Origin of the sequence: Nocardioides sp., assembly GCF_047607365.1 — a bacterium.
GTDB lineage: Bacteria > Actinomycetota > Actinomycetes > Propionibacteriales > Nocardioidaceae > Nocardioides.
The window spans coordinates 1-13,569 of record NZ_JASGDD010000055.1 but is presented as its reverse complement, the minus strand read 5'-3'; the positions used below and the strand labels follow the sequence as shown (position 1 = coordinate 13,569).

Annotated in this window: 12 protein-coding genes; 10 read left to right on the top strand and 2 right to left on the bottom strand. The window is 70.0% G+C overall.

Annotated features, from left to right (window positions below):
• Positions 1-64: 64 nt before the first annotated feature.
• Together QM572_RS04955 and QM572_RS04950 are read right to left on the bottom strand one after the other, a co-directional pair.
• Positions 65-586, bottom strand: coding sequence for a Dps family protein (locus tag QM572_RS04955; protein WP_415090661.1), 522 nt, complete (start codon positions 584-586; stop codon positions 65-67).
• Between the two features lie 144 nt (positions 587-730).
• Positions 731-2,941 (bottom strand): CocE/NonD family hydrolase, encoded by a 2,211-nt coding sequence (locus QM572_RS04950; protein WP_415090659.1) that lies wholly within the window; start codon positions 2,939-2,941, stop codon positions 731-733.
• Positions 2,942-3,112: 171 nt separating this feature from the next.
• On the opposite strand from QM572_RS04950, the gene QM572_RS04945 reads away from it, so the two are divergent.
• The 10 genes from QM572_RS04945 (at position 3,113) to QM572_RS04900 (ending at position 13,553) form a co-directional block, all read left to right on the top strand.
• Positions 3,113-3,973 carry a nitrilase-related carbon-nitrogen hydrolase gene (locus tag QM572_RS04945; RefSeq protein WP_415090657.1) on the top strand — a complete coding sequence of 287 codons (861 nt, stop codon included), beginning with the start codon at positions 3,113-3,115 and terminating at the stop codon, positions 3,971-3,973.
• The gene (gene hydA, locus QM572_RS04940) at positions 3,970-5,403 is read left to right on the top strand and encodes a dihydropyrimidinase (RefSeq protein ID WP_415090655.1); all 1,434 of its coding nucleotides are present in this window, start codon (positions 3,970-3,972) and stop codon (positions 5,401-5,403) included. The genes QM572_RS04945 and hydA overlap by 4 nt, the downstream gene beginning before the upstream one ends.
• A gap of 45 nt (positions 5,404-5,448) precedes the next feature.
• Positions 5,449-6,477, top strand: a complete 1,029-nt coding sequence (locus QM572_RS04935; RefSeq protein ID WP_415090653.1) for a TIGR03842 family LLM class F420-dependent oxidoreductase — start codon at positions 5,449-5,451, stop codon at positions 6,475-6,477.
• A gap of 11 nt (positions 6,478-6,488) precedes the next feature.
• On the top strand, positions 6,489-7,379 hold the full coding sequence (locus QM572_RS04930; protein ID WP_415090651.1) for an ABC transporter permease: 891 nt from the start codon (positions 6,489-6,491) through the stop codon (positions 7,377-7,379).
• An 88-nt stretch (positions 7,380-7,467) separates the two neighbouring features.
• Complete coding sequence (locus tag QM572_RS04925; protein WP_415090648.1) at positions 7,468-8,271, top strand: ABC transporter ATP-binding protein; 804 nt, start codon at positions 7,468-7,470, stop codon at positions 8,269-8,271.
• Between the two features lie 55 nt (positions 8,272-8,326).
• Positions 8,327-9,097 carry an ABC transporter permease gene (locus QM572_RS04920; protein WP_415090646.1) on the top strand — a complete coding sequence of 257 codons (771 nt, stop codon included), beginning with the start codon at positions 8,327-8,329 and terminating at the stop codon, positions 9,095-9,097.
• A gap of 19 nt (positions 9,098-9,116) precedes the next feature.
• Positions 9,117-10,283 (top strand): ABC transporter substrate-binding protein, encoded by a 1,167-nt coding sequence (locus QM572_RS04915; RefSeq protein ID WP_415090643.1) that lies wholly within the window; start codon positions 9,117-9,119, stop codon positions 10,281-10,283.
• Positions 10,284-10,287: 4 nt separating this feature from the next.
• Positions 10,288-11,583: an aspartate aminotransferase family protein gene (locus QM572_RS04910; protein WP_415090641.1), complete on the top strand. Its 1,296-nt coding sequence runs from the start codon at positions 10,288-10,290 to the stop codon at positions 11,581-11,583.
• 34 nt (positions 11,584-11,617) lie between these two features.
• Positions 11,618-13,114, top strand: coding sequence for a CoA-acylating methylmalonate-semialdehyde dehydrogenase (locus QM572_RS04905; RefSeq protein WP_415090639.1), 1,497 nt, complete (start codon positions 11,618-11,620; stop codon positions 13,112-13,114).
• A gap of 76 nt (positions 13,115-13,190) precedes the next feature.
• Complete coding sequence (locus QM572_RS04900; RefSeq protein ID WP_415090637.1) at positions 13,191-13,553, top strand: NAD(P)H-hydrate epimerase; 363 nt, start codon at positions 13,191-13,193, stop codon at positions 13,551-13,553.
• Positions 13,554-13,569 lie beyond the last annotated feature (16 nt).

The window sequence follows — 13,569 nt, the reverse complement described above, 5'->3', positions numbered from 1 at the left end:
GTAGCCCCCGCGCGGCGCGGCACCGGCGCGGCACCGGCGCGGCCCGGCACCGGCGCGGAGCGACTCAGACGGCGATGTGCGCCTGGAGCAGCCAGCGGTCCTTGGTCAGGCCGCGCTCGATCTCGATCGCGACGTCCTGGCTGCTGAGATCGAGGTCGTCGAGGCCGGTGACGGCGGCGCGCACGGTGACGAGCGCGGCGTCGATCAGGCCGACCACGGCGGCGGCCGACTCCTGCCACGGCTGGAAGCCGTCGGCGAGCTTGGGCAGCGTCGACTTCGCGGCGACGGTCTCCAGGCGGGAGTCGATCGGGAGGCCGAGGGCGACGATCCGCTCGGCGGCCAGGTCGGCGAACTCCTGCGCGTGCTCGACGACGTCGTCGAGCAGCTCGTGGATGCCGACGAAGCTGCCGCCGCGCACGTGCCAGTGCGCCTGCTTGCCGTTGACGACCAGCGCCTCGAGGTCGTGGACGACGGGGGCGAGGAACTGCGCGACGCCGGCGGCGATGTCAGCGGCGATCGAGAAGTCGGAGGGCACCTCGGTGGAGGTCGCGGCGCTCGTGGTCTCGGTGGGGGTCTCGGTGGTCATGGTGGTGTCCTTCCCGGTGGGTCTGTGTGCCTCAACCATTGCGGTTCGGTGCCGATTCCTCAACGAAGCAGAGGCTTCCCTCAGCCGCCCGGGCCTGGGTGCGGACACCACGGAACGCGCTCCGGCCGGAGCGGGAGCCATGCGCTACCGCGTCAGCAGCACGGCGGTGCGCGAGCGCTCCCGCAGCTTCCTGCCGGGCTTGCCCGCCTTCACGATGAGGACGCTCGCGCCCGGCTTGGCCTTCCGCGGCACGCGGACGCGGACGGCGGCGCTCCGGCCGGCCGGCACCCGTCCGCTGCGCACCAGCCGCGAGCCGAGGTAGATCCGGTAGCGCGCGTGCGCCGCGAGGCCGGCGAGGCTGACCTTGAACAGCTTCCCGATCCGCAGCGCGCGCGGACCGGTGCCCGCCTGGCCGGGAGCCGTCGTCGACGTGGTCGACGTGGGGGAGGTCGTGGAGGTGGCGTCGGGGACCCGGCCCGCGGACCAGTCGTCCCCCGCCGCCAGCGAGTCGGCGCCGACCTTGGCCGGGTCGATCGCGGGCAGGGTGAGGACCTGGTCCGTGCCGCCGGCGATGGTGACCGGCACCGGGACCAGGTTGCCCCGGTAGTTGAGCGAGCCGCCGGCCACGACGAGCCGCACGGAGTGCCCGACCGCGAAGTCGTGCACGAAGGCCGGCAGGGTCACGGTGAACGCGGCGCTCGGGTCGACGCGGATCGGCGCGATGGAGTTGTGGATGTAGGAGACCGAGCCGTCCGGCGCGACGTCCTGCACCTTGACGAACAGGGTGATCGGACTCGTCGCAGGCGTCGAGGGGAGGCCGGCGCTGACGCTCAGGGTGGCGGTCGGCGAGCCGGCGACCTGCAGGTCGGAGGTCAACGGCGCCGAGGTCCACGACGCCGCGGTTCCGGGAGCGTCGTTCGGCAGCTCGGCGAGCGGAGCGGGGAGCAGGCTGCCGACCACGTCGGCCGGGTCCAGCGAGGTCGGCAGGCCGGCGGGCGGCGTCACCAGCGCCGAGGTCCCCGCCGTCACGGCCGCCGGCGAGTCGACCAGCGCCCCGCCGGCCGGCAGCCCGCCGGACAGGTAGAAGGTGCGGCCGGCCGACACCGGATAGGTCGCCGAGACCTGGTACGCCGGCGCGGCATTGCCCGTGTAGGTGATCCAGTCGCGCCAGAAGGCGAAGAGCGGCCCGGTGCTGGTGGGCTCGTCCGCGAGGTAGTGGTCGAACCAGTCCACGATTCGGCCGGTGACATACGTCGCGGACGGGTCGTCGGTCCAGCTGAGCTCGCCCGGGGCCGCGTCGCCGGAGTGGCCGAACTTGGTCCAGATCATCTTCACCGGCGTGCCCTGGGCCCGCAGGGTCTTGAAGTTCGCGATCCCCTCGTTGAGGTTGAACAGGGTGTCGTCCTGGCCCTGGATCAGCAGGGTCGGGATGGTGACGCTCGGCGCGTAGCTGCCCACCGATGCGTGCCGCAGGTGCTCGACGGTCGTGGCGTCCGGCGTGCCGACGGTCCCCGCCACGACCAGGCCGGGGCAGACCCAGGTGGCGAAGTTCGGGCAGGGGAACAGCCGGGTCGGATCCTCCTGGGCGTGCTGCACGCCGCCGGCGACGCCGAGCGCGGAGAAGCCGAGCGCCCAGAAGAGCTTCGCCGCGCCCGACACGCTGGTCGCGACGGTGTCGGGGCCGGTCTGCGACGTGTTGTTGGGCGCGAGCGAGTACGACAGGTCGTGCCAGGTGATGATCGGGACGATCGTGTCGATCCGCTTGTCCACCGACGCGGCGGCGAACTGGATCTGGCCGCCGTAGGACCCTCCGACCATGCCCACCCGTGGGTCGTCGGACCGGGCCACGCCGGCGTGGTCGCGCGCGTCGAGCTGGACGCTGTGCAGCGCGGGGCTCGCGGCGGTGTGGGCGCTGTCGGTGTAGGCGATGCCGTCCGCCCCGCCGAGGAAGCTCACCAGCTGGCTCGCCGCCTTGCCGTCGTAGTCCGGATCGTCGAGGGTGATCTGGCCGCCGGACCCGCCGAAGCCGAGCCCGGAGTAGCTGAGCACCACGTAGCCCCGACTCGCCATCAGGCTGCCGATGTCGGCCTGGTCGTCCTTCGAGCCGCCGAACCCGTTGGTGGTGAGGATCGCCGGGGCCGGGTGGTCAGCCGTGGCGGACGCCGGCGTGTAGAGGTCCCCGACCACGTCGACCGTCTGGTCGTCGTCGGGCCCGACCGTCACCTTGAAGTGCAGGGTCTGCACTGTGAAGGGATCGCTGTCAGCGGCCCGGGCGCTCGGCGCGATCGACGTGGACAACGTCGTGGCGGCAAGCACTCCGGCCAGCAGCAGGGCGGATGTGGACGCAGCGCGCACGAAGACCTCCGGCAGAATGTGATGAACTCCACAACGAGATCTGTGTCACAGCGTTACGTCGACCGTCCGATCTATTTACCCGGGCGTGATCTGGCGAGATGGTGGTGAAACACGTGGATCAAAGAATCCAGAGGGCTGAACCGATCGTTTCTCGAAGGGTGTGAATGCTTCATGACCATCGTCCGTGCCGCCATTTCGCAGACGAAATGGACCGGGGACAAGGAGTCCATGCTCGACCGGCACGAGCAGTTCGCCCGTGACGCCGCCGCGCAGGGCGCGCAGGTGATGTGCTTCCAGGAGCTGTTCTACGGGCCCTACTTCGGCATCACCCAGGACAAGAAGTACTACCGGTTCGCCGAGCCGGCCGACGGCCCCATCGTGCAGCGCTTCGCCGCCCTGGCGAAGGAGCTCGGCCAGGTGATGGTCCTCCCGATCTACGAGGAGGCGGAGACCGGAATCTACTTCAACACCTCCGTGCTGGTCGACGCCGACGGCACCATCCTCGGGAAGTACCGCAAGATCCACATCCCGCACGTCGAGAAGTTCTGGGAGAAGTTCTACTTCAAGCCGGGCAACCTCGGCTTCCCCGTCTTCGAGACCGCGATCGGCAAGGTCGGCATGTACATCTGCTACGACCGCCACTTCCCCGAGGGCTGGCGCGAGCTCGGCCTGGGCGGCGCCCACATCGTGTTCAACCCCAACGCCACCAAGCCGGGCCTCTCCAACCGGCTCTGGGAGGTCGAGGGCCCGGCCGCCGCCGTGGCCAACGGCTACTTCGTGCTGCAGCCCAACCGCGTCGGCCGCGAGGACAACGAGTACGGCGACGAGGCGGTCGACTTCTACGGCACCTCCAACGTCATCGACCCCCGAGGCAACTTCGTCGGCGAGCGCGGCTCCGGCACCGAGGAGGAGCTCCTCGTCCGCGACCTCGACCTGGACCTCGTCCAGGAGATGCGCGACGACTGGCAGTTCTACCGCGACCGCCGGCCCAGCACCTACACCCACATCGCAACCCCCGGAGCCACCTCATGACCACCCTTCTCATCACCGGCGGCACCGTCGTCAACGCCACCGGGACCGCCGTCGCCGACGTCCTCGTCGACGGCGAGAAGATCGTCGCGCTGCTCGAGCCGGGCTCCCAGCTGCTCGGGGCCGTCACCGCCGACACGACGATCGACGCGACCGGCAAGTACGTCATCCCCGGCGGCATCGACGCGCACACCCACTTCAGCCTGCCCTTCGGCGGCACCGAGGCGAGCGACAACTTCGACACCGGCACCCGGGCGGCCGCGTGGGGCGGCACGACGAGCGTCATCGACTTCGCCGTGCAGCGCTACGGCGAGCGCGTCGAGGACGGCCTCGCGAAGTGGCACGAGATGGCGTCCGGCGAGGCGCACATCGACTACGGCTTCCACCAGATCATCGGCGGGGTCGACGAGGAGTCGCTCAAGGCGATGTACGGCCTGATCGACGAGGGGATCACGTCGTACAAGCTCTTCATGGCCTACCCCGGCGTCTTCTACTCCGACGACGCCCAGATCCTCCGCGCGATGCAGGTCGCCAAGGAGACCGGCCTGCTCACCATGATGCACGCCGAGAACGGCCCGGCCATCGACGTGCTGGCCGCCCAGCTCGCCGAGGCGGGCAAGACGACGCCGTACTTCCACGGCATCGCCCGCGCGTGGCAGATGGAGGAGGAGGCCACGCACCGCGCGATCATGCTGGCCAACCTCACCGACGCGCCGCTCTACGTCGTGCACGTCAGCGCCAAGCAGGCGGTCGAGCAGCTCGCCGCCGCCCGCGACAAGGGCCAGAACGTCTTCGCCGAGACCTGTCCGCAGTACCTCTACCTCAGCCTGGAGAAGAACCTCGGTGCGAGCAGTGAGGAGTGGGGCGACTTCGAGGGCGCCAAGTGGGTCTGCTCGACCCCGCTGCGCAGCGAGGAGGAGGGCCACCTCGACGCCATGTGGAACGGCCTGCGGACCAACGACCTGCAGATGGTCTCCACCGACCACTGCCCGTTCTGCATGAAGGACCAGAAGACGCTCGGGATCGACGACTTCCGCGCGATCCCCAACGGCATCGGCTCCATCGAGCACCGGGTCGACCTGCTCTTCCAGGGCGTCGTCGACGGCCGGATCACGCTGCCGCGCTGGGTCGAGATCATCTCCACGACGCCGGCGCGGATGTTCGGCCTCTACGGCAGGAAGGGCGTCATCCAGCCGGGCGCCGACGCCGACATCGTCGTCTACGACCCGAAGGGGCACACCTCGATCGGCATCGGCGAGGGCCGGACCCACCACATGAACATGGACCACTCCGCCTGGGAGGGCTACGAGATCGACGGTCACGTCGACGTGACCATCTCCCGCGGCGCCGTCCTCGTCGAGAACGGCGAGTACGTCGGCACGAAGGGTCGCGGGAAGTTCCTCAAGCGCGACCTCACCCAGTACCTCGTCTGAGAAGGGCTCACGTTGAACAGTCGATCAACCCGAGAGGGCACCCCGTTGCAGTTCGGTGTCGTCCTCCAGACGAACCCGCCCGCATGGCGCACCGTCGCGCTCTCCAAGCGCGCCGAGGAGCTCGGCTTCGACATGGTGTGGACCTTCGACTCGCACCTGCTGTGGATGGAGCCCTACGTCATCTACAGCCAGATCCTGGCGGAGACGCACACGATCAAGGTCGGCCCCTTCGTCACCAACCCCGCCACCCGGGACTGGACCGTCACGGCCAGCGTCTTCGCCACGCTCAACGAGATGTACGGCAACCGAACCGTCTGCGGCATCGGCCGCGGAGACTCGGCGGTCCGCGTGCTCAACGGCAAGCCCTCGACGATCAAGGAGATGCGCCAGGCGACCCACGTCATCCGCGAGCTCGCCAACTGCCGCACCGTCGAGATCAACGGCTCCACGCTCCAGTTCCCGTGGGCGTCGAGGTCCGAGCTCGAGGTGTGGATCGCGGCCTACGGCCCGCTCGCGCTCAAGGCCGCGGGCGAGGTCGGGGACGGCTTCATCCTGCAGCTGGCCGACCTCGACATCGCGGCCTGGATGATCAAGGCCGTCCGCGACGCCGCCGAGGCCGCCGGGCGCAACCCCGACGACATCACGTTCTGCGTCGCCGCGCCGGCGTACGTCACGGACGGGAGCGCCGAGCAGCGCGCCCACGCCCTCGACCAGTGCCGCTGGTTCGGCGGCATGGTCGGCAACCACGTGGCCGACATCGTCGCCAAGTACGGCGACTCGGGGACCGTCCCGCAGGCGCTGACCGACTACATCAAGGGTCGCGAGGGCTACGACTACAACGAGCACGGCCGGGCGGGGAACACCCACACCTCGTTCGTCCCCGACGACATCGTCGAGCGCTTCTGCCTCATCGGCACGGTCGAGGAGCAGGTCGCAAAGCTCGAGGCGCTCAAGGAGCTCGGCGTCGACCAGTTCGCCGTCTACCTCCAGCACGACGCCCAGGACGAGACCCTCCTGACCTACGGCACCAAGGTCATCCCCGCCGTCAACGTGGCGGTGACCGCACGGTCATGATCTCCGGGGCGATGAGCGGGCGGCTGTGGGTGCGGGCACGGGCGGTCGTCTTCGCGGTCCTCGGCATCCTCGCCTTCGTCGCGGCCTGGGAGGGCTACAAGGCGGTCGGGCCAGCCGCCGGCGTCACCCTCGGCGACTCCGGCGCGGTGCTGCTGCCGCGCACCCAGGACAAGTTCATGCCGCACGTGTGGACGATGTTCGAGACGCTGACCAAACCGGTCAACCGGCTGCTCCCCGACATCACCTACGGCAGCGAGGTCTGGCACGCCTCCTTCTTCTCGCTCAAGCTGGCCGCGCTCGGCTGGCTGATCGGCGTCGTGGTCGGGCTCGGCCTCGCGATCCTGATGAGCCGCAGCCGGCTCGCGGAGGCCGCGCTGTCCCCCTGGGTGATCATCAGCCAGACCATCCCGCTCGTCGCCATCGCTCCGGTGACGCTGAGCTGGGGGAAGTACCTCCACACCGGCAGCTGGGCCTGGGGCGCCGAGCAGACGATGGTCGTCATCGCCGCCTACCTCGCGTTCTTCCCGGTCGCGGTCGGCGGCCTGCGCGGCCTGCGCTCCACCGAGGCCAGCCAGCTCGAGCTGATGCACGTGTACGGCGTGGGCTCGCTCGAGACGCTGGTCAAGCTGCAGCTCCCGGCGGCCGTCCCCTATCTCCTGCCGGCCTTCCGGCTCGCGGCCTCGAGCGCCGTCGTCGGCGCGATCATCTCGGAGATGTCGACCGGCCAGGGCCAGGGGATCGGCCGGCTGATCGCCTACTACTCCCAGAACGTCACCGACGTCAGCGCCGGCAAGCCGTGGACGGCCGTCATCGGCGCGGTCGGCGTCGGGCTGGTGGCGGTCGGGCTCACCAGCCTCATCGGGCTCGCCCTCGGGCGCTATCGCAGAGGAGAGACCGCGTGAGTGCGAGGAGCCCCCGTGGAGTCGTGCCGAGCGCCAGCGAGGTGCGGCGGAGCGAGGCACCGCAGTGCTCGCGCAGAAAGGACACAGCATGACGAGCAGCGCGGTCGTCGCGTCCGGGATCGGACGCGTCTTCACGGCCAAGAAGAGCAGCACCATCGCCCTCACCGACGTCGAGCTGTCGGTCGCCGAGGGCGAGTTCGTCTCGCTCATCGGGCCGTCGGGCTGCGGGAAGTCCACGCTGCTGAGGCTCATCGCCGACCTCGACGCTCCCACCTCGGGCACGCTCACCGTCTTCGGCAAGGGCGCCCGCCAGGCGCGCCTGGACCACGACTACGGCATCGCCTTCCAGCAGGCCGGGCTGCTGCCGTGGCGCACCGTCGCCGACAACGTCGGGCTGCCGCTGGAGGTGCACAAGGTCGCCAGGGCGCAGCGCCGCGCCCGGGTCGACCAGCTGCTCGAGATGGTCGGCCTCGCGGACTTCGCCAAGCACTTCCCCGACCAGCTCTCCGGCGGCATGCAGCAGCGCGTCGCGATCGCCCGCGCGCTCGCCGAGTCGCCGCGGCTGCTGCTCATGGACGAGCCGTTCGGCGCCCTCGACGAGATCACCCGCGAGCGGATGCAGGCCGAGCTGGTCCGGATCACCAAGGAGACCGGCGCCGCGACCGTCTTCGTCACCCACTCGATCCCCGAGGCCGTCTTCCTCTCCGACCGGGTCGTCGTGATGTCCCCGCGCCCCGGGCGGATCGTCGACATCGTCACCACGGGACCGGGTCCGGGCAGGACCCGTGACGAGGGCTTCCGCGACACCGGCGAGTTCGCCGCGGGCATCTCCGCCGTACGCCATCTGCTGCACGGCGGCGCGCCCCAGCCCGTCGGGGTCGAGGACCGATGAGCCACCCCACTCCCTCCTGCTCCGCTGTGCGCCGCACGATCGAGCGGGGACGCCGGTGAGCACGGCCAACGTCAGGGTCCCCACCCTCGTCGGAGCGCCCATCCTGCTGGGCGTCGCGGTGCTCGCGCTCTGGCAGCTGTGGGCCTCGGCGTTCGACATCCCCGACTACTTCGTCCCCTCGCCCGCCCACATCCGCGCCGAGCTCGCCGAGCAGCACTCGCTGATCACCTCGGCCACCCTGCACACCGGCTGGAACGCGCTGCGCGGCCTCGTGCTCGGCACGGTCGTCGGCCTGCTCGCCGCACTCGTCTCCAACGCGCTCCGGTTCGTCGGCGAGATGCTCGCGCCGATCGTGCTCGCCGCCTCGGTGCTCCCGATCGCCGCGCTCGCTCCGGTGCTCAACGGCATGTTCAACCAGCGATTCAACACCGGGCGCGTCCTCATCGCCGCCATCGCCGTCGGCGTCCCGGTCTACGTCAACGTGCTGCGCGGCCTGCGCCAGGTCAAGCCCGTGCACCGCGAGCTGATGCACGCCTACTCCACGCGGGCGGTCACCACCATCCGCACCGTCACGCTCCCCACCGCACTGCCCTACCTCTTCACCGGGCTCCGGATCGGCTCCAGCCTCGCCGTCATCTCGGCGCTCGTCGCCGAGTACGTCGGCGGCCCCCGTCAGGGTCTGGCCGCCGTCATCACGGAGAACGCGAAGAACGGTCAGTACGCGCTGTCCTGGGCCGGGATCGTCGGCTCCATCGTCCTCGGGTTGTTCTTCTATCTCGTCACCTACGCAATGGAGCGATGGTTCAACCGGCACACCAGTGCCTGACTCACCACCAGGAGAAACCATGAAGTCCCCCCTCACCAAGGTGATGGCATCGGCGGCCTCGGTCGCGCTCGCAGCCATCTCGCTGTCCGCCTGCGGCAGCTCGGACGACTCAGACGCCTCGGGCGACTCGACGACGGGCGGCGCCAGCAGCTGCTCGACGATGACGCCGGTCAAGCTCCAGCTGCAGTGGAACAACCAGGCCCAGTTCGCCGGCTACTACGCGGCCGCCGACGAGGGCTACTACAAGGACGCCTGCCTCGACGTGACCATCCTCGAGGGCGGCTCCGACGTCGTCCCGCAGAAGGTGCTCTCCGACGGCGGGGCGGACTTCGCCGTCTCGTGGGCGCCCAAGGTGCTCGGCGACATCGAGGGCGGCCTCGACCTCGTCAACGTGGCCCAGATCTTCCAGAAGAGCGCGCCCCTCATCGTCTCGCTCAAGGACAAGGGCATCGAGAAGCCGGCCGACCTCAAGGGCAAGAAGTGGGTCAACTGGGGCTACGGCAACCAGTGGGAGCTGCTCGCCATGCTCCAGGGCGCCGGTGGCCTGGCGCCGGCCGACACGGCGTACGAGTCCGAGGGCGACGCCGCGGCCAACCTCTTCGACGACGGCTACGACGCCGTCACCGCGATGACCTACAACGAGCTGGCCGAGCTGCTCGAGACCAAGAACCCCGACACCGGCGAGCTCTACACGAAGGACGACTTCAACATCCTCGACCCCAACGAGTACGACGCGGGCATGCTCGAGGACGGCATCTGGACCACCGGCGAGGAGATCTCCAGCAAGCCCGACGTGGTCCAGGCCTTCATCACCGCGAGCCTCAAGGGCTGGATCTACGTCCGCGACAACCCCACCGACGGCGCCGCCATGTCGGCCTCCCACGGATCGCAGCACCCGGCGACCCACGAGCTGTGGATGATGAACGAGATCAACAAGCTCATCTGGCCCTCCTCGGCCGGCGTCGGCACGGTCGACGACGACGCCTGGAAGCGGACCGTGAGCGAGTCGCAGTCGGTCATCGACCCCGCCAGCGGCAAGCCGCTCATCACCACGGCGCCCGCCGACTCGGTGATCAACCAGACCTTCGTCACGCAGGCCCTGACCGACCTCAAGGCCGAGGGCCTCGACGTCACGGGCGACGACTTCACGCCCGAGACCGTCGAGCTCACGGAGGGTGGAGAATAGTCCCATGAGCAACGCTGAGACCCTGGCCCTCGACCCTGCCTACGTCTTCCACTCCTGGTCCGCCCAGGGGGCGCTGAAGCCTCTGGTGGTGTCGGGCGGCCAGGGCTCTCAGGTCTGGGACGCCGAGGGCCGCACCTTCCTCGACTTCTCCTCGCAGCTGGTCAACGTCAACATCGGCTACGGCCACCCGCGCGTGGTCGAGGCGATCCAGGCGCAGGCCGCCGCGCTGGCCACCATCGGCCCGGCCACCGCCAACCACGAGCGCGGGCTCGCCGCGCAGGCGATCCTGTCCAAGGCCCCCGCCGGGTTCGCCAAGGTGTTCTTCACCAACGGCGGCGCGGACGCCAACGAGAACGCCATCCGGATGGCCCGGCACGTCACCGGCCGGGACAAGGTGCTCTCGACCTACCGCTCCTACCACGGCAACACCGGCGCGGCGATCGTCGCGACCGGCGACTGGCGCCGCCCCGCCGGCAACGAGTACGCCGTGGGCCACGTGCACTTCTTCGGCCCCTACCTCTACCGCTCGGAGTTCTGGGCGACCACCCCCGAGGAGGAGTCAGTCCGCGCGCTCCACCACCTCCGCCGGGTGATCGAGGCCGAGGGGCCCGCCACCATCGCCGCGCTCCTGGTCGAGTCGATCCCGGGCACCGCCGGCATCCTGATGCCGCCGCCGGGCTACCTCGCGGGCGTCCGCGCGCTCTGCGACGAGTTCGGGATCGTCCTGATCACCGACGAGGTCATGGCCGGCTTCGGCCGCACGGGGGAGTGGCTGGCGCTGGACGCCTTCGGCTACACCCCCGACCTGATCACCTTCGCCAAGGGCGTCAACTCCGGCTACGTCCCGGTCGGCGGCGTCATCATCTCCGAGCGGATCTCGGAGTTCTTCGACGAGCGGGTCTTCCCCGGCGGCCTCACCTACAGCGGCCACCCCCTGGCGATGGCCTCGATCGTCGCCGCGCTCGACGCCATGGAGACCGAGGGGATCGTCGCGAACGCCAAGCGGATCGGCGCCGAGGTCATCGCGCCCGCGCTGGAGAAGATGGCCTCGACGTACGACGTCGTCGGGGAGGTCCGCGGCAGCGGCGTGTTCCACGCCATCGAGCTCGTCTCCGACCGCTCCGCCCGCGCCCCGCTGGACGCGGCCACCATGGCCGGCATCAAGTCGAAGCTCCTGGAGCGCAACCTCCTGCCGTTCGTGCAGGAGAACCGCATCCACGTCGTCCCGCCGTGCGTCGTCACCGACGAGGAGGCCCACCAGGGCCTCGCGATCATCGACGACGTCCTCTCCACTCTCTAGCTCCACCCTCCAGCACCTCCAGAAAGCAGCTCCCATGTCTCTCCCTACCGTTGACCACTGGGTCGGTGGCGCCTACACGCCCGGCACCGGAACCCGCCTCGGCGACGTCTACGACCCCGCGCTCGGCACGGTGACCAAGCAGGTCCGCCTCGCCAGCGCCTCCGACGTCGACGCCGCCATCGAGACCGCCAAGAAGGCCTTCGCGGACTGGTCGCAGGCCTCGATCGCCAAGCGCACCCAGGTGCTCTTCGCCTTCCGCGAGCTGCTCAACGCCCGCAAGGACGAGCTCGCGCTCATCCTCACCTCCGAGCACGGCAAGGTGCTCTCCGACGCCGGCGGCGAGATCGCGCGCGGCCTCGAGGTCGTCGAGTTCGCGTGCGGCATCGCGCACCTGCAGAAGGGCGCCATGTCCGACCAGGTCTCGACCGGCGTCGACGTCTACTCGGTCCGCCAGCCGCTCGGCGTGGTCGGCATCATCAGCCCGTTCAACTTCCCGGCCATGGTCCCGATGTGGTTCTTCCCGATCGCGATCGCCACCGGCAACACCGTCGTCGTGAAGCCGTCGGAGAAGGACCCCTCGGCGGTCAACTGGATCGCCGAGCTGTGGAAGGAGGCCGGTCTGCCCGACGGCGTCTTCAACGTCGTCCACGGCGACAAGGAGGCGGTCGACGCCCTCCTCGAGTCGCCCGACGTGGCCTCGATCTCCTTCGTCGGCTCCACGCCGATCGCGCAGTACGTCTATGAGACCGGCACCCGCAACGGCAAGCGCGTCCAGGCGCTCGGTGGCGCCAAGAACCACATGCTGGTGCTGCCCGACGCCGACCTCGACCTGGTCGCCGACTCGGCGGTCAACGCCGGCTTCGGCTCGGCCGGCGAGCGCTGCATGGCGATCTCGGTCATCGTCGCCGTCGACTCGGTCGCCGACCCGCTCATCGAGAAGATCCGCTCGCGGATGGCGTCGCTGAAGATCGGCGACGGGCGCAAGGGCTGCGACATGGGCCCGCTCATCACCGGCCAGCACCGCGACAAGGTCGCCTCCTACATCGAGCTCGCCGTCGAGGACGGCGCCGACGTGCTCGTCGACGGCCGCGGTGGCGAGGTCGACGGCCCCGAGGAGGGCTTCTGGCTCAGCCCGACCCTCATCGACCGCGTCCCGACGACGTCGAAGGTCTACACCGAGGAGATCTTCGGCCCGGTCCTCTCCGTGGTCCGCGTCTCCGGGTACGAGGAGGGGCTGGAGCTGATCAACTCCGGCGCCTTCGGCAACGGCACGGCCATCTTCACCAACGACGGCGGCGCCGCCCGGCGCTTCCAGCGCGAGGTCGAGGTCGGCATGGTCGGCATCAACGTCCCGATCCCGGTCCCGGTCGCCTACCACTCCTTCGGCGGCTGGAAGGCCTCGCTCTTCGGCGACACCAAGGCCTACGGCACCCACGGCGTCGACTTCTTCACCCGCGAGAAGGCCGTCACCTCCCGGTGGCTCGACCCGTCGCACGGAGGCATCAACCTCGGCTTCCCCCAGAACGTCTGACGTCGAGAAGGGCCTCCCCGCCCGCCGAGTAGGGCTTTCGCTCCCGCCGAGTGGGGGCTTCTGAGAGGCTGGCGGGGTGAGGTTCGCGCACACGGTCGAGCAGATTCGTGCCGCTGAGGCGGCCCACCCGGACCTCGCGTCCGGGGCGTTGATGCAGCGGGCGGCGTACGGCGTCGCCACGGCGGTGATCGAGTTGCTCGGCGGGATCTACGGCCGCCGGGTCGTGCTCCTGGTGGGCTCCGGCGACAACGGCGGCGACGCCCTGTACGCCGGCGCCGTGCTCGCCCGCCGGGGTGCCTCGGTCGAGGCCTGGCTGCTCGGATCGACCGCGCACGAGGGCGGACTGGCGGCGCTGCGCGGCGCCGGTGGCCGGGTCGGCCCAAATTTGTTAACGGGTTTTCTTTGTTCGCAAAATCGACCTTCATGCCCTTGGATATGAAATATGCAAGCGGCAT